Source organism: Leucobacter chironomi DSM 19883 (assembly GCF_000421845.1).
In the GTDB taxonomy this organism is placed as follows: domain Bacteria; phylum Actinomycetota; class Actinomycetes; order Actinomycetales; family Microbacteriaceae; genus Leucobacter; species Leucobacter chironomi.
In genome coordinates, this window is the sequence record NZ_ATXU01000010.1 from 28,048 (window position 1) to 54,377 (window position 26,330).

General features: G+C 70.1%; 26 protein-coding genes and 1 tRNA gene. 7 read left to right on the plus strand and 20 right to left on the minus strand.

Annotation, left to right across the window (positions count from 1 at the left end; all coding sequences use genetic code 11):
* Nucleotides 1-223: 223 nt before the first annotated feature.
* Nucleotides 224-314 (plus strand) — tRNA-Ser (locus H629_RS0111440).
* A 151-nt stretch (nucleotides 315-465) separates the two neighbouring features.
* Here the strand turns inward: H629_RS0111440 and H629_RS0111445 are convergent.
* Nucleotides 466-1,023 (minus strand): phosphorylase family protein, encoded by a 558-nt coding sequence (locus H629_RS0111445; RefSeq protein ID WP_024357392.1) that lies wholly within the window; start codon nucleotides 1,021-1,023, stop codon nucleotides 466-468.
* A gap of 272 nt (nucleotides 1,024-1,295) precedes the next feature.
* Between H629_RS0111445 and H629_RS0111450 the strand changes: the two genes are divergently transcribed.
* Both H629_RS0111450 and H629_RS0111455 read left to right on the plus strand, forming a co-directional pair.
* On the plus strand, nucleotides 1,296-1,598 hold the full coding sequence (locus H629_RS0111450; protein WP_024357393.1) for a hypothetical protein: 303 nt from the start codon (nucleotides 1,296-1,298) through the stop codon (nucleotides 1,596-1,598).
* A 155-nt stretch (nucleotides 1,599-1,753) separates the two neighbouring features.
* Nucleotides 1,754-2,245, plus strand: coding sequence for an S-ribosylhomocysteine lyase (locus tag H629_RS0111455; protein WP_024357394.1), 492 nt, complete (start codon nucleotides 1,754-1,756; stop codon nucleotides 2,243-2,245).
* A gap of 8 nt (nucleotides 2,246-2,253) precedes the next feature.
* Here H629_RS0111455 and H629_RS0111460 read toward each other — a convergent pair whose 3' ends face one another.
* From H629_RS0111460 to H629_RS0111475, 4 genes are all read right to left on the minus strand, one after another.
* Nucleotides 2,254-3,009: a nucleoside phosphorylase gene (locus tag H629_RS0111460; RefSeq protein WP_024357395.1), complete on the minus strand. Its 756-nt coding sequence runs from the start codon at nucleotides 3,007-3,009 to the stop codon at nucleotides 2,254-2,256.
* Between the two features lie 154 nt (nucleotides 3,010-3,163).
* A complete protein-coding gene (locus H629_RS0111465; protein WP_024357396.1) occupies nucleotides 3,164-4,564 on the minus strand; it encodes an amidohydrolase in 1,401 nt (466 codons plus the stop codon).
* Nucleotides 4,565-4,785: 221 nt separating this feature from the next.
* Entirely contained in the window at nucleotides 4,786-5,574 is a 789-nt protein-coding gene (locus H629_RS0111470; RefSeq protein WP_024357397.1) for an SDR family NAD(P)-dependent oxidoreductase, read from the minus strand.
* A gap of 5 nt (nucleotides 5,575-5,579) precedes the next feature.
* The gene (locus H629_RS0111475) at nucleotides 5,580-6,365 is read right to left on the minus strand and encodes an isoprenyl transferase (RefSeq protein WP_024357398.1); all 786 of its coding nucleotides are present in this window, start codon (nucleotides 6,363-6,365) and stop codon (nucleotides 5,580-5,582) included.
* Between the two features lie 102 nt (nucleotides 6,366-6,467).
* Between H629_RS0111475 and trhA the strand changes: the two genes are divergently transcribed.
* Nucleotides 6,468-7,271, plus strand: coding sequence for a PAQR family membrane homeostasis protein TrhA (gene trhA, locus H629_RS0111480; RefSeq protein ID WP_024357399.1), 804 nt, complete (start codon nucleotides 6,468-6,470; stop codon nucleotides 7,269-7,271).
* Nucleotides 7,272-7,377: 106 nt separating this feature from the next.
* Here trhA and recQ read toward each other — a convergent pair whose 3' ends face one another.
* Genes recQ through mca form a run of 3 tightly spaced genes read right to left on the minus strand, consistent with a single transcriptional unit; the run spans nucleotide 7,378 to nucleotide 10,610 of the window.
* Nucleotides 7,378-9,480, minus strand: coding sequence for a DNA helicase RecQ (gene recQ / locus H629_RS0111485; RefSeq protein WP_024357400.1), 2,103 nt, complete (start codon nucleotides 9,478-9,480; stop codon nucleotides 7,378-7,380).
* Nucleotides 9,481-9,486: 6 nt separating this feature from the next.
* Nucleotides 9,487-9,747, minus strand: a complete 261-nt coding sequence (locus tag H629_RS0111490) for a hypothetical protein (RefSeq protein ID WP_036085050.1) — start codon at nucleotides 9,745-9,747, stop codon at nucleotides 9,487-9,489.
* On the minus strand, nucleotides 9,744-10,610 hold the full coding sequence (gene mca, locus H629_RS0111495) for a mycothiol conjugate amidase Mca (RefSeq protein ID WP_024357402.1): 867 nt from the start codon (nucleotides 10,608-10,610) through the stop codon (nucleotides 9,744-9,746). The genes H629_RS0111490 and mca overlap by 4 nt, the downstream gene beginning before the upstream one ends.
* Nucleotides 10,611-10,694: 84 nt before the next feature.
* Here mca and H629_RS0111500 point away from each other — a divergent pair, with 84 nt between their 5' ends.
* Nucleotides 10,695-11,153 (plus strand): DUF4307 domain-containing protein, encoded by a 459-nt coding sequence (locus tag H629_RS0111500; protein ID WP_024357403.1) that lies wholly within the window; start codon nucleotides 10,695-10,697, stop codon nucleotides 11,151-11,153.
* 158 nt (nucleotides 11,154-11,311) lie between these two features.
* Nucleotides 11,312-11,797 (plus strand): transcription elongation factor GreA, encoded by a 486-nt coding sequence (gene greA, locus H629_RS0111505; RefSeq protein ID WP_024357404.1) that lies wholly within the window; start codon nucleotides 11,312-11,314, stop codon nucleotides 11,795-11,797.
* A gap of 177 nt (nucleotides 11,798-11,974) precedes the next feature.
* On the opposite strand, the gene H629_RS0111510 is transcribed toward greA, so the two are convergent.
* The 10 genes from H629_RS0111510 to H629_RS0111560 form a co-directional block, all read right to left on the minus strand.
* Nucleotides 11,975-12,769, minus strand: coding sequence for a TSUP family transporter (locus H629_RS0111510; protein ID WP_024357405.1), 795 nt, complete (start codon nucleotides 12,767-12,769; stop codon nucleotides 11,975-11,977).
* Between the two features lie 155 nt (nucleotides 12,770-12,924).
* The gene (locus H629_RS0111515; RefSeq protein ID WP_024357406.1) at nucleotides 12,925-13,845 is read right to left on the minus strand and encodes an amino acid ABC transporter permease; all 921 of its coding nucleotides are present in this window, start codon (nucleotides 13,843-13,845) and stop codon (nucleotides 12,925-12,927) included.
* Entirely contained in the window at nucleotides 13,842-14,498 is a 657-nt protein-coding gene (locus tag H629_RS0111520) for an amino acid ABC transporter permease (RefSeq protein WP_024357407.1), read from the minus strand. The genes H629_RS0111515 and H629_RS0111520 overlap by 4 nt, the downstream gene beginning before the upstream one ends.
* A gap of 70 nt (nucleotides 14,499-14,568) precedes the next feature.
* Entirely contained in the window at nucleotides 14,569-15,480 is a 912-nt protein-coding gene (locus H629_RS0111525; RefSeq protein ID WP_024357408.1) for a glutamate ABC transporter substrate-binding protein, read from the minus strand.
* Between the two features lie 61 nt (nucleotides 15,481-15,541).
* Nucleotides 15,542-16,288, minus strand: coding sequence for an amino acid ABC transporter ATP-binding protein (locus H629_RS0111530; RefSeq protein ID WP_029746913.1), 747 nt, complete (start codon nucleotides 16,286-16,288; stop codon nucleotides 15,542-15,544).
* Between the two features lie 235 nt (nucleotides 16,289-16,523).
* Nucleotides 16,524-17,492 carry a TAXI family TRAP transporter solute-binding subunit gene (locus tag H629_RS0111535; RefSeq protein WP_024357410.1) on the minus strand — a complete coding sequence of 323 codons (969 nt, stop codon included), beginning with the start codon at nucleotides 17,490-17,492 and terminating at the stop codon, nucleotides 16,524-16,526.
* Complete coding sequence (locus H629_RS0111540; protein WP_024357411.1) at nucleotides 17,489-18,862, minus strand: sensor histidine kinase; 1,374 nt, start codon at nucleotides 18,860-18,862, stop codon at nucleotides 17,489-17,491. The genes H629_RS0111535 and H629_RS0111540 overlap by 4 nt, the downstream gene beginning before the upstream one ends.
* A gap of 3 nt (nucleotides 18,863-18,865) precedes the next feature.
* On the minus strand, nucleotides 18,866-19,537 hold the full coding sequence (locus H629_RS0111545; protein WP_024357412.1) for a response regulator transcription factor: 672 nt from the start codon (nucleotides 19,535-19,537) through the stop codon (nucleotides 18,866-18,868).
* A 212-nt stretch (nucleotides 19,538-19,749) separates the two neighbouring features.
* The gene (locus H629_RS0111555) at nucleotides 19,750-21,162 is read right to left on the minus strand and encodes an APC family permease (protein ID WP_024357413.1); all 1,413 of its coding nucleotides are present in this window, start codon (nucleotides 21,160-21,162) and stop codon (nucleotides 19,750-19,752) included.
* 72 nt (nucleotides 21,163-21,234) lie between these two features.
* A complete protein-coding gene (locus tag H629_RS0111560) occupies nucleotides 21,235-22,950 on the minus strand; it encodes an amidohydrolase (protein ID WP_024357414.1) in 1,716 nt (571 codons plus the stop codon).
* 157 nt (nucleotides 22,951-23,107) lie between these two features.
* Here H629_RS0111560 and H629_RS0111565 point away from each other — a divergent pair, with 157 nt between their 5' ends.
* Nucleotides 23,108-23,707, plus strand: coding sequence for a TetR/AcrR family transcriptional regulator (locus H629_RS0111565; RefSeq protein WP_024357415.1), 600 nt, complete (start codon nucleotides 23,108-23,110; stop codon nucleotides 23,705-23,707).
* 160 nt (nucleotides 23,708-23,867) lie between these two features.
* On the opposite strand, the gene ilvA is transcribed toward H629_RS0111565, so the two are convergent.
* Nucleotides 23,868-25,115, minus strand: a complete 1,248-nt coding sequence (ilvA, locus tag H629_RS0111570; RefSeq protein WP_024357416.1) for a threonine ammonia-lyase — start codon at nucleotides 25,113-25,115, stop codon at nucleotides 23,868-23,870.
* Nucleotides 25,112-26,308, minus strand: coding sequence for an AI-2E family transporter (locus H629_RS0111575; protein ID WP_024357417.1), 1,197 nt, complete (start codon nucleotides 26,306-26,308; stop codon nucleotides 25,112-25,114). The genes ilvA and H629_RS0111575 overlap by 4 nt, the downstream gene beginning before the upstream one ends.
* Nucleotides 26,309-26,330: the final 22 nt, after the last annotated feature.

Here is a 26,330-nt window from a genome sequence, read left to right on the forward strand (position 1 = left end):
GGCGCGCCTATTCACCGCCTCTATGCACGCCGCGGAGGGGGTCTCAGCAAGCGCCTTCCCGGGCCCCGCTGCCCACGCGCCGGGAGAGACTCGCCGCGTCTTCTTGCAACGGCGCACGACCATCGCCGTACATGCGGAGCGCTTGAGGGCAGCGCTGCCCCAACACGCCCGATGATCCGCCCTCGATTCGCGTTGCGCAGGCCGATGCCGTATTCTTTTTCGCGGTGACGTGTCCGAGCGGCCGAAGGTGCGACTCTCGAAAAGTCGTGTGCGGTAACCCCGCACCGTGGGTTCAAATCCCACCGTCACCGCCACCGCGAAGGCCCCGAGATCCCTGAGAAATCAGCGGATCCGGGGCCTTCGTCATGTCCGGGCGGCTGGCCGCGCGGGCGACCGGGGCCGGGTTGCCGAGGCGGCCAGGCCCGGGCCCCGAGCGTCGAACTCGGGTCGCCGGGCGGCCCCGGCTCACGCCAGGCGGTTCCAGAACTCGCGCAGCTGCTCGCTCTTGCGGAACACGATCGTGTCCCACTCCTCGTCGGTGGTCGAGCTGTCGGCGAAGTCCGAGGGCACCTTGAACATCTGCAGCGGCACCCCGAAGCGCTCGCAGACGCTCGCGTAGGCGTAGGCCTCCATGTCGACGAGCGAGGCCCCGAGGCTCGCGATGTGGCCGCGCTGGGCGTCATCCTTCACGAAGACGTCACCGGTGGCGATCACCGCGGTGCGCTCCGGGGGCAGGATCGCGTCGCCCGCGGGGCGCAGCTCGGGCGAGGGCAGCGAGAAGTCGTGCTGCACCACGCCCGTGATCTGGTAGATATCCTCAAGGCTCGGGCGCTCGGGCCCGTCGCTCACGACTCCGGCCGTGCCGAGCACGACGACGCGCTCAGCAGCGCCCGCCGCGAGGGCGCTCGCCAACGACACCGCCGCGTTCACCTTGCCGACCCCGGTCACCAGGTGGGGCACGTCGGAGAAGGCGGAGGCCTCGTCTCGGTGCGCGAACACGAGCAGCGTGGCGGGCTGGGGCATGGCTGATCTCCTCATGGCGACGGGCGCCGGTCGATGCGAACGCACCCCACACTAGCGTTTTTCGAAGACATGTTCTAAACTAGTGAGCTGAGCTTCCGAGAGGCACGCGTTTCCGCCCGAGGAATCGGAGAGATTCACGGCGTCGAGAGATCAACTCCGCGAGTCCCGCGAAGCTCAGCAGCACGGCCCGGCCGGTACGGCCGCCTTGGCATGCGTCGTGCGCATTTCAGAGAACAGCCGCACCACGGTGGTGCGGCTCGAAAGGACTCATCATGGAAACCAGCAACATCATCGACCTGCAGCAGCGCCGTCGGCGCCCGCTGCGCACCCCCTACCACTCGCTCGGCGACGACCACGAGATGCGCGTCCCCGAGTGGGCGCAGCATCGCTCGGTGTACCGCACCGGCGGCCACACCCTGTACCTCGTCGAGACCGATCGTCTCGACGAGGCGCGCGGCGATCTGAGCCGGCTCGACCGCGCGGGGTGGGAGGTGCGGGTCTCCGAGGATCCCGGCGCTCCCGGATCCCGCGCCCGCATCGCCCTCACCCGCCGCGACCTCGCTCGCGCGGCGTAGGCCGGCGTGCCGGCTCCGGTGACAGACTCGGCTTCGGTGCGGCCGGGACGACAGTTCTGAGCCCGCCGGAGCCGGATCCGCCTCCCCGAGACCTGTGCACCGCAAGCCGCCGTCACACTCGCGCCGCTCCCGGCGCCCGTCGCTACACTGGCGGCATGAGCGATGTCGAACTTGCCGAGGTTGAGAGCTTCTCCCTGGACCACACGAAGGTGCTGGCCCCGTACGTGCGCCTGATCGGCGTGGAGCACGGGCCGCAGGGCGACGCGATCTCCAACTACGACATCCGCCTCGTGCAGCCGAATCAGGGAGAGATCCCCACGGCCGGCCTGCACACGATCGAGCACACGATCGCCGCACTGCTGCGCACGCGATTCGACGGGCTGATCGACATCTCCCCGTTCGGCTGCCGCACCGGCTTCCACCTGATCGCCTGGGGCGAGCCCACGCCGGAGCAGGTGGGCGCGGCGATCAAGAGCTCGCTCGAGGATCTGGTCGAGCGGGTCACCTGGGACGACGTGCCCGGCACCGAGGCCGTCAGCTGCGGCAACTACCGCGACCACAGCCTGCACTCCGCGAAAGAGTGGGCGAAGCAGGTGCTGGATCAGGGCATCAGCCTCGACGCCTTCGACCGCTCGCGTCTCGCCTGAGCCCGACCCTACGCCACGAGCACGTCGAGGGCGGCGTCGAGCGCGCCGTCGACCGCGCGGGTGACGATCTCGCGGTAGGGGTCGTAGCCGTCCATCGATTCGTCCTGGGCGGCGAGCGGGTTGCCGTCGATCGCGAAGACCGCACCCGACTCGATGCCGTGCAGCGCGGCGATCACGAAGAGCGCGGCGGCCTCCATCTCGACGGCGACGGCGCCGGCGCGCTGCCACATGCGCAGGTCGACGCCGGTGATCACGTCGCTCGGGTAGAACATGTCGCCGGTGACGACGACACCGCTGTGCACGTCGAGCCCGGTCCGAGCCGCGGCGGCCTTGAGCGCGATGGTCAGCTCGGGGGTCGCGAGCGCGGGGAACTCGGTGGGCACCAGTTGGTGGCTCACTCCGTCGGCGCGCACGGCGCCGGTGGCGACCACGATGGCGCCGTCGACCACGTCGGGCTGCATGCCGCCCGCGGTGCCCGAGCGGATGATGCGGGTCACTCCCCCGCGCGCCAGCTCTTCGAAGCAGACGGCCGCGCCGGCCGCGCCGACGCCGTGCGAGGCGACGGTGACGGGCACGCCGCGGTGGGTGCCCGCGTAGACGTGGTACTCGCGATTGTCGGCGAGCTGACGCGCGTCATCGAGGCGCTCGGCCACGCGCGCCGCACGGGCGGGATCGCCGACCACGAGCGCGCGGTCGGCGAGGTCGGAGACCCGGGCGCGCAGCAGCGGGAGTTCGGCGTCGGCGGGAAGTCGGACGGGTGCCATGTCGGGGGCCTTTCGGTGGGGGTCAGGGGGTTCTGGGCGGGTTCGGGTGAAGGTCGACGTCGGCCGTCGATATGGGATCTGCCGAATATCTGGTCCACGGCCGAAGATCCACCATATATTCGGCAGATCCCATATCGACGCAGCGGCCCCGGGCTCAGAGCGCCAGCAGCCGGGATCGTGCCTGAGCGGCCCGTTCCCGGATGGCCGGGGCATCGAGGGTGAGGTGCTCGCCGTCGGCGTAGACGTGGCGGCCCCCGATGAACACGTGGCGCACGTCGGCTCCGGTCGCCGCGAAGCCGAGGTGCGAGACGAGCGCGCCCGGCTGAGCTGCGAGGTCGAGGGGCGTGGCGGCGGATCCCGACACGTCCAGCGCGATCACGTCGGCGAGGCGTCCGACTTCGAGCGCGCCGGACTCGGGGAAGCCGATCGCCTCGGCGCCGCCCCGGGTGGCGATGTCGAGTACGTCGGAGGCCCGCACGATCGCGGCGTCCTGGTGAGCACCCCGGTGCAAGATGGTGCCGGTCTTGATCTCCTCGAACAGGTCGAGCGTGTTGTTGCTCGCGACGGAGTCGGTGCCGAGCGAGATGCGCAGCCCCGCCCGCTGCCAGGCGGGCAGCGGCGCGATGCCGTTGCCGAGCTTGAGGTTGGACACCGGGTTGTGGCTCACGGCCGTGCCCGTACGGGCGAACAGCTCGATCTCGCCCTCGGTGAGGTGCACGCAGTGGGCCGCGAGCACCTCGGCCTCGAAGAGGCCGAGCGAGGCGAGGTGGTCGGCCGGCGTGGCGCCGTAGCGGTCGAGGATCTGCTCGACCTCGGCCGCCGACTCGGAGACGTGGGTGTGGATCGGGATGCCGCGTTCGAGCGCACGGGCGGTGATGTCGCGCAGGAACTCGGGCGGGCAGGTGTACGGCGCGTGGGGGCCGTAGGCGATCCGGATCTGCGGATCGCCGGCGTACCGCTCGGCGAGCGTCTCCGTCTGCGCCGTGGCCTCCGCGCCGTCCCACGGGGAGACCCCGGGGAAGCCGACAGCCTCGGGCGCGAAGGACGCGAGCGCGACCATGGCCCGCATACCCGCGGATCGCACGAGTTCGACGAGGGTCTCGTCCCAGTGGTACATGTCGGCGAAGGCGACCGTGCCGGTCTCGATCATCTCGACCATCGCGAGCTGCAGGCCGACCTCGACGTCTTCGTGGGTGAGGTGCTGCTCCAGCGCCTGCACGGCGGCGAGCCAGGGCATGAAGCCCTCGTCGTCGGAGACGCCGCGCAGCAGTGTCATGGCCGAGTGCGTGTGGCCGTTCACGAGCCCCGGCATGAGCACGTGACCCGTGAGGTCGTGCGTCACACGCCCCGAGTGGGCGGGCACGCCGGTCTCATGGACGGCCGGGCTGATGCCCTCGGCGCCGTGGGACTCGCCGAGGTCGAGGTTGGCGATGCTCTCGGGCCGCACCGTTCCCGCGTAGGTGATGCGCCCGTCGGCGTCGAATGCGAGCTCGGCGTCGACGATCACCCCGCTCGGGGTGAGCATCGCGTCGGCCCTCAGAATCGTCTCGCTCATGGGCGGCTCCTCTCATCCACGCCAACTGTATCGTCAGCCACTGACACTCTCGTCAGGCATGCTCTCCGTTCCGCCGATGCTGAGAGTTGGGGTCGCTTTTTGCCGCATGTCGTGACGCGACACGGCAAAAAGTGACCCCAATTCCTGGGAGCGCGCGGAGAAAGACGGCCAAGACGAGACGGCGAAGCGAAAGCGAAAGCGCAGCGAAAGCGAAGCCGCAGCTACCAGCCCGGGGTGGCGAGCATGCCGCCGTCGACGGCGAGATCCTGCCCGGTGATGAAGGACGCGGCCGGTGATGCCAGCAGCACGCACGCGTCGCCGATGTCCTCGGCGGTCGCGAGGCGGCCGAGCGGGGCGTGCGAGACCCAGCTCTCGACGCCCTCGGGCCAGGCCTCGGCGAGGCCGGGGCGATCCACCAGCCCGGGAGAGACGGTGTTGACACGGATCCCGGCGGGCCCCAGTTCGAGCGCCGCCGCGCGGGCGTGCATCACGAGCCCCGCCTTCGCCACGGCGTAGTGCGCGTGCGCCGGCGCGGGGCGGCTCGCCTCGATCGAGGCGATGTGGGTGATCCAGCCGTTCGACCCGGCGGCCCCCATCGCGGCGGCGGCCGCCTGGGAGAGCTCGAACACCGCGCCCAGGTTCGTGGCGAGCACCTCGTCCCACTCCTCGCGCGAGGTCTCGGCGAGCAGGGCGAGCGGCTGGATACCGGCGTTGTTGACGAGCCCGTCGAGGCCGCCGAGCGCTCGCACGGCTTCGTCGACCAGACGAGCCGCCGATCCGGGCTCGCCGAGATCCGCGCGCACCGCCACTGCGACGCAGCCGCGTTCCCGCAGCTCCTCGACAACCGCGAAGGCCGCCTCGACCGACGCCGCGGACGCCCCCCGGTAGTGCACGGCGAGGTGGGCGCCTGCGGCGGCGAAGCGCCGGGCGATCCCGCTGCCGACGCCGCCGGAGGCGCCCGTCACCAGCACCCGCTGCCCGCTCAGATCCGGCAGTCCCGTGTCGCGCATCGCGCTCACCCTCCCATCCGCCGCTGCCGCGAGGAGTAGTCGCGCAGCGCCCGCAGGAAGTCGACCTCGCGCAAGTCGGGGTAGAGCGCTTCGACGAAGTAGAACTCGGAGTGCGCCGACTGCCAGATCATGAAGTCGCTGAGCCGCTGCTCGCCCGAGGTGCGGATCACGAGATCGGGATCGGCCTGGCCGCGCGTCCACAGGTGCTCGCCGATGTTCTCGGGGGTGAGGTGCTCGGCGAGGGTGTCGATGGTGCCGCCCGCGGCCTGGTGCTCCGCGATGATGTCGCGCACCGCCGAGGTGATCTCGCTGCGTCCGCCGTAGCCGACCGCGAGGTTGATGTGCAGCCCCTCGTGGTCGGCGGTGCGCTGCTCAGCATCGCGCAGCGCGTCGGCGAGTTCCGGGGAGAGCCCGTCGCAGGAGCCGACGTGCTTGACGCGCCAGCGCGGGTTCTCGGCGAGCTGTGCGGCGAGCGCCGCGATGATGCCGAAGAGGTCTTCGAGTTCCTGCCGGTCGCGCGCCCCGAGATTGTCGGCCGAGAGCAGGTAGAGCGTGGCCGTGTCCACCCCCGCCTCGTCGCACCACCCCAGGAACTCGGCCACCTTCTGCGCGCCCGCGCGGTGCCCGAAGGCGGCCCGCTCCTGCAGGCGCTGCTTGGCCCAGCGGCGGTTGCCGTCGACGATCACCGCGATGTGCCGAGGCACGCGGCGCGGATCGATCTCCCGGCGCAGGCGCCGCTGGTAGAGCCGGTAGAGCAGTCCGGCGCGCGGCGTCGTGGGCGGGGCGTTCACCCTCAGAGTGTATCGTCTGCTCCGCGCCCGTTCCCGAGGGCGGCACCTGGGGATCTCCACATATATGCCCCCTCAGAACTGTGCCGACCATACACTCGAATCATGAGCACGAACGGCTCCCCCGATGATCTCCGCCCGCACGCCGAGCCCGCCGAGGGGCGGCCGTTCCCGGAGCCCGACCGCTTCTCGCTCCCGCTGCTCGCAGACGCGCTCGATCACGCCCACGACCAGCCCGGTGGCGAGCCGGTCGCGGCACCGGGCGCCGAGCCGAAGCCCCGCTGGCGGGGCTGGATCCACGCCGGCATGTTCCCCGTGGCGATCGCCGCGGGCATCGTGCTCATCTCGCTCGCGCACGGCCCGGTCGCGAAGTGGGCGTCGGTCGTCTACACGCTGTCGAGCATGCTGCTCTTCGGGGTCTCGGCGCTGTACCACCGCTTCAACTGGAAGCCCAGCACGAAGCAGGTGTTCCGCCGCCTCGACCACGCCAACATCTTCCTGCTGATCGCGGGCACCTACACCCCGATCGCGCTGCTCGCGCTGCCGCTCGACAAGGGCGTGCTGCTGTTGGTGCTCGTGTGGGCGGGCGCGCTGCTCGGCATCGGGTTCCGGGTGTTCTGGATCGGCGCGCCGCGCTGGCTCTACGTGCCCCTGTACGTGCTGCTCGGCTGGGCGGCCGTGATGTTCCTGGTCGACATCTATCACGCGAGCCCGGCCGCGATGGTGCTCGTGATCGTGGGCGGTCTGCTCTACACGCTCGGCTCGGTGGTCTACGGTCTCAAACGACCGAACCCGGTGCCCGGCGTGTTCGGCTTCCACGAGATCTTCCACGCGCTGACGGTGCTCGCGTTCCTGTGCCACTGGACCGCCGCGCTGCTCGTGGCGCTCGACCCCGTCTACCTGCGGTAGCTCGGGGCGGATCAGAACCTCCTGCGCCGTTCACGAGTGTTTCATGTGAAACACCTCGCACGCGACGGCCGCCCCGAAGTGGGCTCGACCGCCGAGGCCGAGCCGATCAGGCCGGCGCGAGCACCGCGAGCACGGCGGCCCCGTAGCGTTCGAGCTTGACCTGACCGATGCCCGAGATCGCGAGCATCTCGTCATCGCTCGCGGGCCGGTGCACCGCGAGCGCGGCGAGGGTCGCGTCACCGAAGACGACATAGCCGGGCACGCCCTGCTTGCGCGCCTCGCCCGCCCGCCACTCGCGCAGCCGCTCGAAGATCTCGGTCTGCTCGGGGCTGAGGTCGGCGGCAGCAGCGGATCGCTTCGCGCCGCCCGCCGATCCGCCCGTCCGCGAACCGCGCGCACCGCGGGCCGCACCGGCCTTCGCCACGACCTCCTCGCGCATCATGACCTGCTCCTCGCCGCGCAGCACCGGCTTCGCCTCCTCAGTGGGGGCGAGCACGCCCCACTCCCCGCGGGCTTCGAGCAGCCCCACCGCGAGCAGGTGCCGCACGAGCCCGCGCCACTGCGCCACCGACCACTCCGTGCCGATGTTCCAGGTGGACAGCTCGTCGAGCCGCATCTGCGAGACCCGTTCGGAGGCGACCCCGCGCAGCACGTCGATGTGCTGACCGGCCGCATAGCTGCGGCCGCGCTCGCGCTGCGTGCGGATGATCGTCGACAGCAGCATCTGGGCGGGGGTCGTCGCGTCCCACAGCTTCGGCGGATCGAGGCAGACGTCGCAGTTGCCGCACGTCTCGGCGGCCTCCTGCCCGAAATAGCGGATCAGGAATCGCCGCCGGCACGTCACACCCTCGCACAGCGCGAGCATCTGGTTGAGGTGCCGGGTCTGACTGGCCTTCGTCACGGCGTCGCCGTCGCCGGACTCGATCATCTGGCGCTGCTGCACCACATCCTGCAGGCCGTAGGCGAGCCACCCCTCGGAGGGCAGCCCGTCGCGGCCGGCGCGCCCCGTCTCCTGGTAGTACCCCTCGATCGACTTCGGCAGGTCGATGTGCGCCACGAAGCGCACATCGGGCTTGTCGATGCCCATGCCGAAGGCGATGGTGGCGACCACGACCACGCCATCCTCGCGCAGGAATCGGGTCTGCGCTTCGAGGCGCTCGTGCGCGGGCAGCCCAGCGTGATAGGCGACGGCGTCGACGCCCGCGTCGCGCAGCGCGGCCGCGGTCTGCTCGACCCGCTTCCGGCTCAGCGCGTAGACGATGCCCGCCTCCCCCGCGTGCTCGCCGCGGATGAAGGAGATGAGCTGCGCACGCACGTTCTGCTTCGACACGATGCGGTAGCGGATGTTCGGGCGGTCGAAGCTCGACACGAAGTGCCGGGCGTTCTCCAGGTGCAGACGCTCCGTGATCTCGCGGTGCGTCTCAGGCGTGGCCGTCGCGGTGAGCGCGATGCGCGGCACATCCGGCCAGCGCTCAGCGAGCGCGCCGAGGCGCAGGTAGTCCGGGCGGAAATCGTGGCCCCACTGCGAGACGCAGTGCGCCTCGTCGATCGCGAACAGCGCGATGCGCCCCTGCTCGAGCAGCTGCACCGTTCCCGGGGCCGAGAGCCGCTCGGGTGCGAGGTAGAGCACGTCGAGCTCGCCCGCACGGTAGGCACGCTCGACCTCGCGGCGATCCTCGATCGACATCGCCGAGTTGAGCGCCGCGGCCCGCACGCCCACGAGCTGCAGCGCCGCCACCTGATCGTGCATGAGCGCCACGAGCGGCGACAGCACCACCCCGGTGCCCTCGCGCACGAGCGCGGGAATCTGGTAGCAGATCGACTTGCCGCCGCCGGTGGGCATGAGCACGACGGCGTCGCCGCCGCCGATCACCTGCCGGACGATCGCCTCCTGATCGCCGCGGAAAGCGTCATAGCCGAAGACCTCCGCGAGCACCGCCAGCGGATCCTCGCCGACATGCGGACCGCCCGCCGGCGCCGACACGCGAGGCGCCGCAGCGCCCGGCGCCGGCTCGGAAACGACCCCGGAGCGCTCCGCGGGCGACGCCGCGCGATCCGCCCAGCCAGCCGGCGCCGGAGCACCCCAGGCCTCCCCCGGCCACCGCTCCTCGACATCGAAACCGGCGCCGTCGAAGTCGCCGCCGTCGAAGTCGCCGAACGCCTCGGCCCCGGGCTCGAAGCCGAACGCGGGATCGCCGCCGTCAGTCACGCGGCTTCAGCCTCGCTGATCGGATTCGGGATCGCGATCCGGCTCCTCGCCGCTCTCCTCCGAGCCGAGCTCCCGCTCGATCTCCTCGCGCACCTGGTGCCGGTACGCGTTGCGGCGCAGACGACCCACGAGCAGGAAGCCGAGCACGATGATGCCCGCCGCCATGAGACCCGTGAACACGAAGCCCTCGAACCCCGGCGTCACCTTGTTGGGGTCGAACTCCGTGCTCTCCTCGGCGACTCGCGCCACCACACTCCACACGCTCACGCGCCCTCCTCGATTCCTTGAAACAGATCGGCCTCGAACTCGCTCGTCGCCACGCGCGACGCCGCGAGCCGGTAGTCCTCGAACGGCCACGCCTGGCGCTGCAGCTCGTTCGGCCAGAAGAAGAACGCGCTGTCGGGCGGCACCTGGCTCGCGTGCGCGCGCAGCGCCTCATCGCGCTGCTCGAAGAAGCGGCCCACCTCGATCTTCGCCGTGCCCCGGTAGGCGCGCCGCGACATCCACTCCCGCAGCTCCGCGAACTGCCCGATCAGCGGCGACTCCGGCTCGTGATCGACCAGCCACTGGTACACGGTGGTGACGCGCTCGGCGTTGAAGATCTCTTCGTAGTAGAGCTTCTTGATGCTCCACGGCGCGCCCGCATCGGGGTAGGCGCTCGCATCGCCCGAGCGCTCCCAGGCGATGCGGCTCACCTCGTGGCAGCGAATGTGATCCGGGTGCGGATAGCCGCCCTGCTCGTTGTAGGTGATCATGACGTGAGGGCGGAACTCGCGCACCAGCCGCACCAGCGCTTCCGCGGAGACCTCGGCAGGGATGTGCGCGAACGACCCCGCGGGCACCGGGTCGCCCTCGGCGGGCAGCCCCGAATCCTGATAGCCCAGCCAACGGTGCTCGAAGCCGATGATGCGCTGCGCGCCCGCCATCTCGTCTCGTCGCAGCCCGGCGAGGTCGCGCCGGCTCTTCGGATCGCGCGCCACCAGCTCATTGAGCACGTCGCCGCGCTCACCGCCGGTGCAGCTGACGATCAGCACCTCGACGCCCTGGTCGAGATAGTGCGCGTAGGTCGCCGCGCCCTTGCTCGACTCGTCGTCGGGGTGGGCGTGCACCGCGATCAGTCGAAGGGTCATGCGGTCCTCTCACGTGCTTCCCGGGCTCACCCCGGTACGCTGGCAACGACTACACAGTTTACCCAGTGCGCATCGGAGGTTCCCGTGTCGGAGGCTGCATCCGCGCACCCGTCGACCCCCGGCGCCGCGGCCGAACCGGCCGCGCAGCCCGCGCAGTCGCTCGAGGACCGCTACGGCACCGGCCGTCGTCGCAGCATCGACCGGCGCTTCGGCTGGATCGCGGCGGCGCTGCTGCTGCTCGCGGGCGTCGTCTATCTGCTCTTCAGTGGCTGGCAGAGCACGAACCGCGTCTCCTGGCAGGACATCGGTTTCACCCGCGCCAGCGACTTCGCCCTCGACGTCAAGTTCGAGGTGAGCGCGCCGCCGAGCACCCCGGTCGCCTGCGCGGTGGAAGCCCTCAACACCTCGAAGGCCACCGTCGGCTGGAAGGTCGTGGAGCTGCCGGTCACCGACGAGCACACCCACACCGTCACCACCCGCCTCATCACCACCAACCCCGCGACCGCCGCATCGGTGCGCGACTGCTGGGTGATCGAGCAATAACCGGGAGTCCGGCTTCCGCCCCGCGCGGCGGCGACGCTGATATCCTGGAGGTTGCGCCCTGATCTCGTCGGGGCGTTGCGTGTATCCCTGCGCATCCCCGCGCACGGCCCCGGCGGCGCACCGCACCGACGGGCACAACCAAGGAAACGAGGATCGACATGGCCGAGCCCACCCAGACCTGGCTGACTCAAGACGCCTACGATCGACTCAAGGCCGAACTGGACGAACTCTCGGGCCCGGGTCGCAAGGACATCGCAGCGCGCATCGAGGCCGCTCGCGAAGAAGGCGATCTCAAGGAGAACGGCGGCTACCACGCCGCGAAGGACGAGCAGGGCAAGATGGAGGCGCGCATCCGCGACCTGGAGGAGCTGCTGAAGCACTCCGTCGTGGGCGAGGCCCCCGAGGCGAGCGGCGTGGTCGAGGTCGGCACCGTCGTCACCGCTGAGATCTTCGGCGACGAGGAGCGCTTCCTGCTCGGCAGCCGCGAGCTCGCCGACGGCTCCGACCTCGACATCTACAGCGCCGAGAGCCCGCTCGGCCTCGCCATCATCGGCATGGGCATCGGCGACGAGACCAGCTACTCGGCGCCCAACGGCAACCGGATCCCGGTGAAGATCCTCGCGGTCGACACCTACACCGGCTGAGCAACCCCCCTGCCCCCGCGCCCTCTACCCCCCTACCTTCTGCCCCTGTACCCCGCAGCTCAAGGCGTGGATCGCAGCTCAGGCGGAGGCTTTCAGCGAGAACCTCCGCCTGAGCTGCGATCTCCGCCCTGAACTGCGGCCGCGGGTGGGATCGGGGCGGGGCGCAAGAGTGGCCCCTCAGGCGAAGTTCTCGTGCCACACGTCGAAGCCGAGCTTCACGATCAGCACGCCCACCACCACGAGGAACAGCACGCGCACGAACCGCACGCCCCGAGCGATCGCCATGCGCGAGCCGATGAAGCTGCCGGCGACGTTCGCGATCCCCATCAGCAGCCCCAGCGGCCACAGCACCGCGCCGAGCGGGATGAAGAAAAGCAGCGCGCCCAGATTCGTGGCGAAGTTGACGATCTTCGCCTGCGCGCTCGCCCGCAGGAAGTCGTAGCCGAGCAGGCCGACGAGCGCGATCACGAGGAAGGTGCCGGTGCCCGGGCCCAGCACCCCGTCGTAGAAGCCGATCGCCGCGCCCGTCGCGCCGGCGATGACGACGTGGCGACGCCCCCGATGCTTGAGGCGCGTCACCGCGCCGAGCGCGGGCTTGAACAGGGTGATGAGCGCCACCGCGATCAGGGCGACCACGATGATCGGTTTGAAGAGCGCCGCGGGCAGGAAGGCGGCGACGGTCGCCCCGCCGAACGCTCCGAGCAGCGCGATCCCGGCCATCGGCAGCACCGTGCGCAGGCCGGGCCGCACCCGCCGGGCGTAGGTGACACTGCTGGTCGCGGTGCCGAAGACCGACGCGAGCTTGTTCGTGGCGAGCGCCTGCACGGGGGTGATGCCGGGCACGAGCAGCAGGGCCGGCAGCTGGATCAGCCCGCCCCCGCCGACCACGGCGTCGATCCAGCCCGCGGCGAAGGCCGCGACGAGCAGCAGCAGCAGGGTCGTCCAATCAGCGCCCTCGGGCACGAACGCGATCTCGGTCACCAGCACACCCTCTCACATCGCGGCCCCGCCTCGCCGCTCGGCCGCCGTTCAGCACGTGGATCGCAGCTCAGGCGGAGGTTCTCGCCGAGAACCTCCGCCTGAGCTGCGATCTCCTTCTCGACTGGAGAGGCGGGGAGGGGCGCCGCCTATCTGCCCTGAGTCGCAATCACCTCGGTGGTCGTGCCCGCCTCGTGCAGCCGGGGGTCACCCGGCTGCACGGGCACCGTCTCCGTCGGGGTGCCGGCAGCACCGCCCTTGGCCTTGGGGCTCTTGCGCATGCGGATCTCGAACCACTTCGCCAGACCCGAGAGGATCAGGCACATGATGATGTAGATGCCGCCGATGACGAAGGCCGACTGCAGCAGTGGACGCCCGAACTGCACATTGCTGCTGAGCTGCTTCGCGAGATACAACAGCTCCGGGTAGGTGATGATGAAGCCGAGCGCCGTGTCCTTCATGGTCACGACGAGCTGCGCGACGATCACGGGCAGCATGGCCCGCACCGCCTGCGGCAGCAGGACGAGCCGCATCACGCCGCTCTTGCGCAGGCCGATCGCGTATCCGGCCTCCTTCTGCCCGCGCGGCAGTGCTTCGATGCCGGCGCGAAGCGCCTCGGCGAGCACGGATCCGTTGTAGACCACGAGGGCGATGACCACGGCCCAGTAGGGCTCCATGCGCACTCCGATCGACGGCAGACCGTAGTAGAGCAGCATCATCATGACCAGCACCGGCACCGCGCGGAAGATCTCGGTGACCCCCATGAAGGGCCCGCGCACCCACCGGTGGTCCGAGAGGCGGCCGATCGCGAGCACGAAGCCGACCACGATGCTCAGCACTGCCGCGAGGCCGAAGGCGGCGAGCGTCTTGCCGAGCGCGGCGAGGATCTGCTCCCAGATCGCGGTGTAGGTGAAGAGCCCCCACTTCGTCGCGGAGAACTGCCCGGAGAGCGCCAAGCGGTAGATGAGGAACGCCGCCAGTGCGCCGATCACCACGACCGTGGCGACCGCGATCAGGCGATTGCGCAGGATCGCCCTCGGCCCCGGAACGTCGTACAGCACGGAAGTCATCGGATGATCCTCCACTTCTTCTCGAGACGGTTCTGCGCGAAGCTCAGGATGAACACGAGCACCACGAAGACGAGCGCGACCCAGAGCAGCACCTCCATCGGGCTGCCGGGGCGCCCGGCGGAATCATTGATCGTGGCGCGCAGCGCCGCGAGCTCGGCGACCGAGAAGCCGGCCGCGACGGTCGTGTTCTTCAGCAGCGCGATGAAGACGCTCATCATCGGAGGCACCACCGAGCGGAACGCCTGCGGCAGCACCACGAGGCCCATGACCTGCCCGAACGGCAGGCCGATCGCCCGAGCGGCCTCGGCCTGCCCCACCGGTACCGTGTTGATCCCGGCGCGCAGCACCTCGGCGACATAGGTCGCCGTGTAGATGCCGATGGCGAGGATGCCGAGCACCAGGGTGCTCATCTTCGGGAGCCCGAGCGCGGGGTACCCGAGGACGAAGAAGAAGAAGACCAGCGTCAGCGGCGTGTTGCGGATGATGTTCACGTAGACGGTGCCCACACCCCGCGCGATCGGCACGGGCGAGACCCGCATGGCGCCGACGACGACGCCGAGCACCAGGGCGAGCGCCCCGCCCCCGAAGAACACCAGCAGGGTGTTCTTGATCGCGGTCCCCCAGAGATCGAGGTTCCCGAAGATGACGTCCATGCGCCTTCCCCTCCTGAGCGAGGGCCGCTGGGGCGGGCGAGTTCACGCCCGCCCCGGCGGCCACCAGCGGTTAGTATGCGTCGACCTCGGGCTGCTCGACCGTGATCCCCGAGTTGCCGAGGTTCTGGTCGAAGATGGCCTGCCAGATGGTGCCGCCGTCGGTGAAGAGGTCGTTGATGTGCGTGCGCAGCACGTCGTCGCCCTTCGGGAGGCCCACACCGTAGAGCTCCTCGGTGAAGAGCGGGCCGGTGGTCACCTTGAGGTTGTCGGGGTCCTGAGCGGCATAGCCGATGAGGATCGCCTGATCGGTGGTCACCGCGTCGACCTGGCCGTTGATCAGGTTTTCGACGCAGGCCGAGTAGAGGTCGAACTCCTGCGTCTTGATCTCGGGGAAGTTCTCCTTGATGTTCTGGATCGGCGTCGAGCCGGTCGCCGAGCACACGGTCTTGCCCGCGAGCTCTTCGAGCGTCTGGTAGTCCTCGTCGTCGCTGCGCACCAGGAGGCCCTGGCCGGTCACGAAGTAGGGACCGGCGAAGTCGATGTCCTGCTTGCGCTTGTCGTTGATCGAGTAGGTGCCGACGTAGTAGTCGATGTCGCCGTTCACGATCGCCTGCTCGCGGTTCGCCGAGGCGATCGCCTTGTACTCGATCTGCTCCTCGTCGAAGCCGAGCGAGGCGGCGATCCAGCGCGAGACGTCGACGTCGAAGCCGCTGCGCTCCTGGGTGACGTTGTCGAGGTAGCCGAGTCCGGGCTGGTCCTCCTTGACGCCCACGACGACCTTGCCGCGCTCCTCCATCTTGTCGAAGGTGGGGCTGCCCTCGAGAGTGAAGCCCTCGGCAACCTCCCACGGGGTCTCGCTGGCCGCCGCGGGGGCGTCGTCACTGCCCTCGGTCGCGCCGGGGGCGCCGCTGTTGCAGCCCGTGAGCGTCAGCGCCGCTGCGGCGAGGAAGCCGAGCGCCGCGAGGGATTTCTTGAAACGCATGGGAGTGTTCCTTTCGATCGTTCGGTGGTTCGGGTGGTCGGGGCGTCCGCGGCCCGGACGGTCAGCTGGTGATGAGCTTGGAGAGGAAATCCTTGGCGCGATCGCTCTTCGGGTTGGTGAAGAACTCGTCGGGGGTGGCCTCCTCCACGATCCGGCCGTCGGCCATGAAGACGACCCGATCCGCCGCCTTCCGCGCGAAGCCCATCTCGTGGGTGACGACGATCATCGTCATTCCTTCCTTCGCGAGCCCGACCATCACGTCGAGCACCTCGTTGATCATCTCGGGATCGAGGGCGCTCGTGGGCTCGTCGAAGAGCATCACCTTGGGGTGCATCGCGAGGGAGCGTGCGATGGCGACGCGCTGCTGCTGCCCGCCGGAGAGCTGGGCGGGCAGCTTCGAGGCCTGCTTCTCCACGCCGACACGGGTGAGGAGCTGCATCGCCTCGCGCTCGGCATCGGCCCGGCTGAGGCCCCGCACCTTGATAGGGCCGAGGGTGACGTTCTCGAGGATCGTCAGGTGGGCGAAGAGGTTGAACGACTGGAACACCATGCCGACCTCGGCGCGCAGCTTCGCGAGCGCCTTCCCCTCGGCGGGCAGCTCCCTGCCGTCGACGCGGATCGAGCCGCTGGTGATGGTCTCCAGACGGTTGATCGAGCGGCAGAGCGTCGACTTCCCCGAGCCGGAGGGCCCGATGATCACGACCACCTCGCCCGCGTCGATCGTGAGATCGATATCGGTCAGGGCTTGGAACTCCCCGTAGTGCTTCTGCACGTTCTCCACGACGACAAGCGGTTCGCTCGCACTCATCATGTCTCCACCTCTGGGTCGTGACCTGCGGCGCGGTGTGCGCGTCGCAGGCGGCTGGCCTGGCTGCAACAGTCCGGCGTGCGCTGGCGACCCGTGTGGGTGGCGGTACATCGTCGAACCGATCGACCCTTACGCTAGAGAGCCGATCGCGCGCCCGTCAGCCGCCTTGAGGCTTTCTTGAGCGTGCTCTTGAGCACTTCTTGAGGTTCGAGGGGTACGGGCGCGATCGGCACCGCTACCGGCGCGCGTCGACGTAGTAGCGCTCGGCGCCCGGGTGCAGCTCCACGGGGGCGGTGAAGATGGCCTGGCGCCGGTCGAGGAACTCGCCCGCGGCGACCCGGCGGCCGATCGTCTGACGCGAGTCGAAGAGCACCCGCACCACGTCGTAGATGAGCTCCTCGGGTGCGTCCTCGGAGGCGATCAGGTAGTTCGGCACCGTCATCGTGACGGCGGGCGTCTCGATGCCGTACACGCCCACGGGGAAGTCGGCGAGGCGGTAGACGCCGGCGTGCCCCTCGTTGACGCGATCCACCGTGTCGGCCTCGATGGAGAGCAGGCGGATCGGCATCGCCTCCGCCAGCCGCTCGATGCCCGGCGTCGGCAGGCCGCCCACCCAGAAGAAGGCGTCGATCTCACCGCGCTGCATGGCCTCGATGGAAGCGTCGAGCCCGAGTTCGGGGTTCTCGATCCGGCCCGTCGCGACGTCGGAGGACGCGAGCACGCGAGTCGCGATGACCTGCACCCCCGAGTTGGGCGCTCCGAGCGAGACCCGGCGCCCCTCCAGGTCGGCGATCCGGCGCACCTCCGACTCGGCGGGCACGACCAGGTGGACGTACTCGTCGTAGACCCGAGCCGCCGCGCGCACCGGCAGGGGCTCCGCGAAGTAGCCGTCGCCCCGCACCGCATCGGCCGCCGTGTCGCCCTGCGCGAAGCCGAGCAGGGCCTCCCCCGCCGCGACCCGCAGCAGGTTGTCGACCGAGCCGTGGGTCTCCTCGACTGCGATGTCGATGCCGAGTTCCCGGTGCAGGGCGCCGGCGAGCTCCTCGCCGTAGGCGTAGTAGACCCCGGTGGTGCCGCCACCGGCGATCTCGAACCGTTCGTTGCCCGTGGTGACCGGCCCGACGCAGCCGGTGAGTCCGAGCATCGCGGTCGCCAGCGCGACGGCCGCCGCGACGCCCCGCGTGTGCGCCCTGAGCCGCGTCATCGTTCACCGCCGGGCAGGCGCAGTGCGACACGGAGGCCCCCGCCGTCGGGGGCGGAGACCTCGACGCTCCCCTGCAGCGCCGCGAGCAGGTCGGTGGCGATCGCGAGTCCGAGCCCCGAGCCGGGCACGTTCTGATCTCGCGGGCTGCGCCAGAACCGGCTCGTCACCCGTTCGAGCTCCTCGGGTTCGAGGCCCGGGCCGCGATCCCGCACGGCGATCACGCACGAGTCGCCCCCGCGGCGCACCGTCACATCGATGGTCGAGCCCTCGGGTGCGAACTTGAGCGCGTTGTCGATCACGGCGTCGAAGGCACTCTCGACCGCGGTGCGGTCGGTCGTGCTCATCACGGGCGGGGTGCCGTCGACGCTGAGTCGGAGCCCCCGCTCACGGGCCACATCGCGCCACGCCGCCGCACGGTCCTCGACCAGCTCCACCAGATCGACCACGGCGAACGACGAGTCCTGATGTCCGGCTCTCGCCATGTTCAGCAGCGTGTCGAGGATCCGCGACATGCGACGGCCCTCTTCGCGGGTCTTCTCGATGTCCTCCTCCCAGCGGGCGTCGAGCCCGGTCGCGAGGTATTCGACCCGCATGAGCAGGGCTCCGAGCGGGTTGCGCAGCTCGTGCGAGGCGTTCATCGCGAACTCCCGCTGCCGCGACACCACGCGCTCGATCTCCTCCGCCATCTGGTTGAAGAGCCGGATCATACGGCGCATCTCCGGCGGACCCGTGTCATCGGCGATGCGGGCGTCCATCTCGCCGTGCTCGATGGCGGCCATGGCGTGGTCGACGCGCAGCATCGGCTGCAGCACCCAACGCGCGAGCCGGAACACCGCGAGGATCAGCAGCCCGATGACGACGGCGCAGACGAGCACCATCAGGGTCCAGTGGGTGAGGATCTCGCCGCGCGGCGCATCGGCGCTCGCCGAGATCATGACCGCCCCGATCACATTGCCGTCGTCGAACACCGGTTCCACCATTACCGTCTCGCCGAGCGACCAGGGCAGCACCGTCAGATTCGGATCGCTGCGGCGGCCGGAGAGCGCGAGACCGATCCGCGCCGTCATCTCCTCGTCGATCTCCTCGGGCTGCAGACCACCTGCGGCCCAGAGGGTTCCCGAACGGTCGAAGACCGCGATCCGCGTGCCGTACAGATCGCTGTACCGCTCCAGCTCGCCCGTCACCACAGCCGGGTTCGCCGCGCGCAGCGACTGGCGAGCACCGGTGAGGAAGTATCCGAGATCGCCGAGCTGCTGGTTGGAGACCTCCTGCTGGATGCTGCGGGCCACGCTCCACGCGTAGGCGCCGCTCAGGGCCAGCAGGATCACCGCCATCGGCACCAGGAACACGATGATGAGACGGGTGCGCACCGTTCAGGCCCCCGCCAGCCGGTATCCGACGCCCCGCAGCGTCGCGATGAGCGAGGGGCGGCCGAGCTTGCGCCGGATCGAGCCGACGTGCACTTCGAGCGAGCGGTTGAAGCCGCTCCAGTCGGTGCCCCACACCTCGCGGATGATGCGGTCGCGGGGCACCACGACCCCGGGGTAGCGAGCCAGCACCGCGACGATGTCGAACTCCTTGGGGGTGAGCTCGACCGGGCCGCCGTCGGCCAGCACCAGACGGTTGCGGAAGTCGATGTAGACCCCGTCGACGGTGAGGCCTGCGGCCTCCCCCGAGTCGACCGGCAGTGGTCGCGTGCGTCGCGTGACGGCCTCGATGCGCGCGACGAGCTCTCGCACATCGTAGGGTTTCACCACGAAGTCATCGGCCCCGGCGTGCAGCCCCTTGATGCGCTCCTCGACGTGGCTGCGCGCGGTCGCGACGATGATGGGGACTCCCGAAAAGCCGCGGATCCGCCGGCACACGTCGATCCCGTCCATGTCGGGCAGCCCGAGATCGAGCAGCACGGCCTCGGTGTCCGAGCCGAGCACCTCCAGTGCGGCGGCGCCGCTCGCGGCGCACACGGTCGTGTACCCGGCCTGGCGCAGGAAAGCGCTCAGAGCGTCGGAGACGCGTTCGTCGTCTTCAACGATCAGGATCTTCATGTCGGGATCTCCGCCTGGTCCGAGGGCACCTCCAGACTAGGCCATCCCGCGCGCCTGTTGCGCAGCCCCGAGCCCCGAGCCCCTCCGTTCAGGGCGTGGATCGCAGCTCAGGCGGAGGTTTTCAGCGAGAACCCCCGCCTGAGCTGCGATCCACGCCCTGAACTGCGACCCCAAGAGGGGGAGGGCAGGGGCAAAGCGCAGGGGCCGGGCCCCTACTCGTACATCCCGATGTTGATCGGCCCGGTGAGATCGGGCGCTGCAGCTCGGAAGCCGCGCGTCTTCACGACGAGGTAGACGAGACCCGCGGCGAGCCAGATGCCGCCGATGATCATCGACACGGTGTCGAGGCTGAGCCACAGCCAGATGTTGATGACCACGCCCACCGCCGGCACGAGCACGAACCCGAGCCAGGCTCCCGCCGAACGCCGCTTCAGGAAGCGGAAGAACACGAAGATCACCGAGAGGTTCACGAAGGTGAAGGCGATGAAGGCGCCGAAGTTGATCATCGAGGCCGCCTGGTCGAGATCCACGAAGAGCGCGGTGAGCGCGATCGCTGCGACGATGAGCACGTTCACCACCGGCACGCCCGTGCGCTCGTTCACCCCGCCGAAGAGGCGCTTCGGCAGCGCGCCGTCGCGGCCCATCGCGTAGAGCAGGCGCGCGGCGCTCATCTGCTGCGTGATCCCGCAGCCGAGCACCGCCATCATGTAGCCGCCCACGAAGATCGCCTGGAACGCGGCGCCGCCGATGTACTTCGCGATCTCGGGCGAGGCTCCCACGATGTCGCCGAGCTGCGTCACATCGGGGAAGAGCACCTGCATCACGTAGGTGACGGTGATGAAGAAGGCTCCGGCCACGCCGATGATGATGAAGATCGCGCGCGGGATGTCGCGCTCGGGCTTCTCGGCCTCCTCCGCGAGGGTCGAGACCGCGTCGAAGCCGAGGAAGGAGAGCGCGAGGATCGCCGCACCCGCCGCGATCGCCGCGACCTGGATGTCGCTCGAGATGAACGGCCGGGCCGTGAACTCCGCACCGTTCGCACCGTTGACGATGTTGACGATCGTGAGCACCACGAACACGACGGCCACGACGAGCTGGATCGAGACGAGCAGCACGTTCATGCTCGCCGCGAGCTTCACGCCCACCAGGTTGAGAGCCGTGCAGATCCCCACCGTCAGCAGCACCCACACCCAGAACGGCACCTCGGGGAACACCGCCCCCATGTAGATGCCCGAGAGGATCGCGTTGATCATCGGCAGCAGCAGGTAGTCGAGCGTGGCCGCCCACCCCACGAGGAAGCCGAGGTGCGCGTTGATCGCCTCCTTCGCGTAGGTGTAGGCCGAGCCCGCGATCGGGAAGAAGCGCACCATGCGCGAATAGCTGAACGCGGTGAACAGCACGGCGACCATCACCATGAGGTAGGCGAGCGGCACATGGCCGCCGGTCTCGTCGGCGACGATGCCGAACATGTCGAACACCGCGAGCGGCGCCATGTAGGCGAGGCCGATGAACACGAGGTGGCGCAGCTTGAGGGTGCGCTTCAGGGCGCCCCGCTCATGGGTGACGGCGTGCGCGATCTGGTCATCGCCCGCGGCGACGCCGGTGCGGGAAGGGAGGCTGGTCATGGGGGGGTCCTTACACGTCGTTGTGGTGTGCACCGCGGTGCTCCCCGGGCGCGCGCCCGGGGAACCGGCGGATCAGTGGCTGTGGCAGTGGTGGCTGTCGTCGGGCTCGCTGCAGCTCTGGCCGGCGCCCGCGGGATCCTGCACGGCGGCCGCGGCTGCGGTGCCGCCGAGCTCGCCGCGGACATCGTGGATCGCGGTCCCGCCGACCACGGTCAGCTCGGCGCGCTGCTCCAGGATCTCGGCCGGATCCATGCAGTACAGGTCGCCCGACCAGACGACGAGGTCGGCGAGGTAGCCCACGCGCAGCATGCCGAGCGCACCCTCGTGGTGGAACGCCTCGGCGCCGCCCCGCGTGTACGCCTCGAGCGTCGCGTCGAGGCCGACGCGCTCGCCCTGGGTCCACGCCTGCGAACCGTCGAGACCGGCGCGGGTCATGGCGCTGTAGACGCCCACGAGCGGATCCATCTCGCCGACCTGCCAGTCGCTCGAGAAGGTGACGCGGGCGCCCGACTCGATCATCGACCGGAAGCGCCACGCGCGATCCCAGCGGGTCTCGCCGACGTTCTCCATCCAGGTGCCGGCCACGAGATCCGGTGAGGCGTGGCGGGGCTGCATCGCCGCGACGACGCCGAGCTCGCGGAAGCGGGGCAGATCCTCGGGGGCGAGGCACTCGACGTGCACGATGCCGTGGCGGGTGTCGGTGCGGCCGTTCGCGCGCTGGGCGGCTTCGATCGAGTCGAGGGTGAGGCGGATGCCCCAGTCGCCGGTGGCGTGCGTGTGCACCTGGTAGCCGAGGCGGTCGAGCTCGGTGAAGAGCCTGGTGAACTCTGTGGGTTCGAGGCTCGTGTGCCCGCGATGGCCGGGACGGTTGGCGTAGTCCTGCAGCATCGCGGCGGTGTGCGGCTCGATCACGTCGTCGGCGTAGAGCTTGACGGGGCCGAGCTTGAAGCGCTCGTGTTGGGGCGTCTCGCGGATCGCCTCGGTGATGCGGGCGCGGAAGTCGCCGTCGGCGCCGACGGGGTGGTAGATCGCGGCGATCGTGCGGCTGGTGAGGCGTCCCTCGCGCTCGGCGCGGGCGAAGAGGTCGAGCTCGGCGAGCGGCACCTGCGGCTCAACCACGGTGGTGATGCCGAAGCGAGCGGCCATGTCGAGGCTGTTCGCGATCTTCGCGTAGCGGCGATCCGGCGAGTACATGGGGATGTCGCGCTGCAGCTCGGCGAGGCCGTTGATCGTCATGGCGCTCGTGTAGAAATCGGTGACCCAGCCGGTGGGCTCGCCGGTGGTCGCGTCGATCTCGGGGTTGCCCCAGGCGATGTCGCCGCCGTTCAGGATGCCGAGCTTCGCGAGCGCGGGCCGGTTGAGCCACACGGAGTGCTGGTCGTAGGTGGTGATGAAGACGGGCTTGTCAGTGACGCCCACGAGGTCGTCGGCGTTCGGGCGGCGGCCCTCGACGACGGAGTAGAGGGCGTTCTCGGCGCAGATCCACTCGAGTTCGGGGTGGGTCTCGGCGAACTCGGCGATGCGGGCGCGCACGACGTCGAGGCTCGTGACCTGGTCGAGGCTCACGGCGAGGTCGTCGAAGCCGAGCAGCAGGTGGTTGTGCGTGTCGGCGACGCCGGGGGTCAGCAGGCGCCCTTCGAGCTGCACGGTGCGGCGGGCCGCGGGGGCGTCTGCGGCGGATCCCACGTAGGAGATCCGGTCGCCGGTGACGCCGAGGGCCTCGACCCAGGGCTGGTCGGGGTCGAAGGTGCGGATCCTGCCACCGGTGTAGAGCGTGTCGACGGCCATGTCATCTCCTGCGAGTTCGGTCGGGCCGCCGGTGCGGCCGAGTTCTTTAACTCCAGAGTAAATTAATTTACTCATTTGTCAAGAAACGCCTGCGGACCGCCGCCGACGCTGCCGCGCCGAGGCCGTGCGCGGCGCGGCGCCTGGCATACTGGCAGGCATGGCACGCCCGAGCACCCAGAAGCAGCGCCGCCGCGAAGTGGTCGACGCGGCCCTCACCGCCGCCGCCGAGCACGGCCTGCGCAACCTTTCGCTCACCGACGTCGCCAACCAGGCCGGGGTGACGCGCGGCGCACTGCTCTACTACTACGACGACCTCGAAGCGATCCTCGTCGAGGCGCACGCCGCCGGCATGGAGCGCGTCGGCGCCGAACGCGCCGCGCTCGTCTCGCAGCAGCAGGGGGCGGCGGCGAAGCTCGCGACGGCCGTCGAGGCCGGCCTCCCCGAAGGCCCCGACGACGCGCTCATGCGGCTGCTCTACGAGTTCGACGTGCTGGCCGGCAAGTCGCCGCTGCACGACGAGCTCGTGCAGCGGCTCTACCGGGAGCAGCTCGAGCTCTACCGCGGCATCCTCGCCGAAGGGGTCGCCGGCGGCGCATTCGCGCTGACCGGCCCGCTCGACGACATCGCCATGAACTTCGTCGCCCTCGAAGACGCCTACGGCCTGCACATCGTGGCCGGTGGCAGCATCACGCTCGACGACGCCCGGCGCGCGATCCGCCTCTTCGCCGAGCAGGCCGGGGCTCCCCTCCCTCTCTAACCCCCACCCAGCCCTCGCCCCACCTGTACCCCGCAGTTCAGGGCGTGGATCGCAGCTCAGGCGGAGCCTTTCAGCAGAAAGCCCAGTTTGAACTGCGATCCACGCCCTGAACTGCGGGAGAGGGCGGGGTCGGGAGAGGGCGGGAGAGGGTGGGGCGGGGTTAGTACCGCTCGCCCACCCGCACGGTGTACCCGGCGTCGCGCAGCGCCTGCGCGACCGCGTCGCCGTGCTCGTGCCCGCGCGTCTCGATGTGCAGCTCAAGCTCGACCTGGCTGACCGGCAGCTCCGTCGCGTGGCGCGTGTGGATCACCTCGACCACGTTCGCGTTCTGCGACGCCACAATCGACGCCGTCCGCACCAGCTGACCCGGCACGTCCGGCAGCAGGATGCGCAGCTTGAGATAGCGCGCCGACGCGGCGAGGCCGTGGCCGATCACGCGCTGCAGCAGCAGCGGATCGATGTTGCCGCCCGACAGGATCGTCGCCGTCACACCGGAGGCGTGCACCTTGCCAGCGAGGATCGCCGCGACACCCGCGGCGCCGGCCGGCTCGACCACCAGCTTCGCCCGCTCCAGCAGCATGACGATGGCGCGCGCGATGTCGTCGTCGCTGACGGTGACGACCTCGTCGACGTACTCGCGCACCATCTCGAAGTTCAGCTCGCCGGGGCGGGCGACCGCGATGCCGTCGGCGATCGTGGGCCGCGTCTCGATCGTCACCGGATGCCCGGCCTCGAGCGACGGCTTGTAGGGAGCCGCATTCTCGGACTGCACGCCGATCACCCGCATCGGGCGACCTTCGCGGGCTGCCCACTGCTTCGCCGCCGCGGCGACGCCGGAGATGAGGCCGCCGCCGCCGATCGGCACGACGAGGGTCTCGATCTCGGGCTGCAGCTGCAGCATCTCGAGCGCGACCGTTCCCTGTCCCTCGATCACGGCGGGGTGATCGAACGGCGGGATGAAGATCGCCCCGCTCTCCTCGACGAACTGCTGCGCAGCCCGGTTCGTCTCGTCGAAGGTGGCACCCTCGAGCACCACCTCGGCCCCGTAGTGCTTCGTGGCCTGCAGCTTCGGCAGAGCGACGCCGAGCGGCATGAAGATCGTGGCCTTGATCCCGAGCTCGCGCGCCGCGAAGGCGACGCCCTGCGCGTGATTGCCGGCCGAGGCGGCCACGACACCGCGCGCCCGCTCCTCGGGCGTGAGCTGCGTCAGGCGGTTGTAGGCGCCGCGCAGCTTGTAGGCTCCGGTGCGCTGCAGGTTCTCGCACTTCAGGTAGACCGCGGGGACATCGAGCACCTCGGCGAGATAGCGCGACGACTCGAACGGGGTGCGCTGGGTGACCCGGTGCACGGTCTTGAGCGCGCGCTCGAAATCATCCAGCGTGGGGGCGGTACGAGCGGCCTCGCTCATGAGTGTCCTTCCTTGCGCAGCATTCGCGCGACGTTGCGGGCGCGGTGACGGGCCCGCTGCGAGGTCTTCTCGCGGCGGTGATAGTCGGCGACGGGATCCGACCCCGGGTCCCACTGCCGATGCACCAGCGTGTTGACGATCGAGTTGGCCGAGGCCGCGATGGGCACCGCGAACAAGGCCCCGGGGATGCCCGCGAGCAGCGCACCGGTCGAGACCGCGAGCACGACGCCCAGCGGATGCACCTTCACGGCGCTGCCCATGACCAGCGGCTGCAGCACGTGGCCCTCGATCTGGTTGACGAGGATCACCACGCCGAGCATGATGAGCGCGTTGAGCGGCCCGTTGTAGACGAGCGCGATGAACGCGGCGAGGGCGCCGGTGGTGATGGCGCCGAGGAACGGGATGAACGACCCGAGGAACACGAGCACCGCGATCGGGATCGCCAGGGGCACGCCGAGCAGCGCGGCGCCGGCACCGATGCCGACGGCGTCGACGAACGCCACGAAGATCTGCACGCGCACGTACTGCCCCACCGAGACCCAACCGGCCCGGCCGGCCGCGTCGACCGGGGCGTGCGCCCGCGCCGGCAGGAAGCCGAGCACCCAGAACCAGATGCGACGCCCGTCGATCAGCATGAAGATTAGCGAGAACATGGTGAGCAGCGTGCCGGTCACGAACTGGCCGGCGGTGGTGGCGACGCCGAGGGCGCCGTTCCAGATCTCCGACTGGTGCTCCTCGACGGTCTTCATGATCTGGCCGGTGAAGCCCTCGACCTCGACCGCCGAGAACCCGAAGGTCGCCTCGCCCCAGTGCAGCAGCTGCCACCACGCCTCTTCGGAGCGCTTCGCCACGTCGTCGAAGCCGCTGCGGAGCTGCGTCGCGATGAGGGTGACCAGGATCCAGACCGCCGCGACGAACATCGCGAGCGCGAAGATCACGCCCAGCCAGCGCGGCGCACCGCGCTTCTCGAACCACTGCACCACGGGGGCCAGCAGCGCGGTCAGCAGGATCGCGACGAGCAGCGGGATGACGATGATCCGCACCTGCACGATGAGCCAGAGGAAGCCGGCGAAGGCGAGGCCGATGAGGATCAGCCGCCACGACCAGGCGGCGGCCACCCGCACGCCGAGGGGCAGCTCGTGCGCGGCGTCGTCGTGCACGGCGTCGCCGAGTTCGCTTCTGGGCTCTTCCACGGCACAATCCTACCGAGCACCC

Excerpts from the sequence above, each read along its gene's own strand:
- H629_RS0111455 (WP_024357394.1), top strand. The coding sequence starts at position 1,754 with ATGAGCGATGTCGAACTTGCCGAGGTTGAGAGCTTCTCCCTGGACCAC.
- H629_RS0111445 (WP_024357392.1), bottom strand. The coding sequence starts at position 1,023 with ATGCCCCAGCCCGCCACGCTGCTCGTGTTCGCGCACCGAGACGAGGCC.
- H629_RS0111520 (WP_024357407.1), bottom strand. The coding sequence starts at position 14,498 with ATGGACGTCATCTTCGGGAACCTCGATCTCTGGGGGACCGCGATCAAG.
- H629_RS0111525 (WP_024357408.1), bottom strand. The coding sequence starts at position 15,480 with ATGCGTTTCAAGAAATCCCTCGCGGCGCTCGGCTTCCTCGCCGCAGCG.
- trhA (WP_024357399.1), top strand. The coding sequence starts at position 6,468 with ATGAGCACGAACGGCTCCCCCGATGATCTCCGCCCGCACGCCGAGCCC.
- H629_RS0111530 (WP_029746913.1), bottom strand. The coding sequence starts at position 16,288 with ATGAGTGCGAGCGAACCGCTTGTCGTCGTGGAGAACGTGCAGAAGCAC.
- H629_RS0111465 (WP_024357396.1), bottom strand. The coding sequence starts at position 4,564 with ATGAGCGAGACGATTCTGAGGGCCGACGCGATGCTCACCCCGAGCGGG.
- H629_RS0111560 (WP_024357414.1), bottom strand. The coding sequence starts at position 22,950 with ATGGCCGTCGACACGCTCTACACCGGTGGCAGGATCCGCACCTTCGAC.
- H629_RS0111515 (WP_024357406.1), bottom strand. The coding sequence starts at position 13,845 with ATGACTTCCGTGCTGTACGACGTTCCGGGGCCGAGGGCGATCCTGCGC.
- H629_RS0111565 (WP_024357415.1), top strand. The coding sequence starts at position 23,108 with ATGGCACGCCCGAGCACCCAGAAGCAGCGCCGCCGCGAAGTGGTCGAC.
- H629_RS0111450 (WP_024357393.1), top strand. The coding sequence starts at position 1,296 with ATGGAAACCAGCAACATCATCGACCTGCAGCAGCGCCGTCGGCGCCCG.
- H629_RS0111470 (WP_024357397.1), bottom strand. The coding sequence starts at position 5,574 with ATGCGCGACACGGGACTGCCGGATCTGAGCGGGCAGCGGGTGCTGGTG.
- H629_RS0111460 (WP_024357395.1), bottom strand. The coding sequence starts at position 3,009 with ATGGCACCCGTCCGACTTCCCGCCGACGCCGAACTCCCGCTGCTGCGC.
- H629_RS0111535 (WP_024357410.1), bottom strand. The coding sequence starts at position 17,492 with ATGACGCGGCTCAGGGCGCACACGCGGGGCGTCGCGGCGGCCGTCGCG.
- ilvA (WP_024357416.1), bottom strand. The coding sequence starts at position 25,115 with ATGAGCGAGGCCGCTCGTACCGCCCCCACGCTGGATGATTTCGAGCGC.
- H629_RS0111545 (WP_024357412.1), bottom strand. The coding sequence starts at position 19,537 with ATGAAGATCCTGATCGTTGAAGACGACGAACGCGTCTCCGACGCTCTG.
- H629_RS0111555 (WP_024357413.1), bottom strand. The coding sequence starts at position 21,162 with ATGACCAGCCTCCCTTCCCGCACCGGCGTCGCCGCGGGCGATGACCAG.
- mca (WP_024357402.1), bottom strand. The coding sequence starts at position 10,610 with ATGACCCTTCGACTGATCGCGGTGCACGCCCACCCCGACGACGAGTCG.
- greA (WP_024357404.1), top strand. The coding sequence starts at position 11,312 with ATGGCCGAGCCCACCCAGACCTGGCTGACTCAAGACGCCTACGATCGA.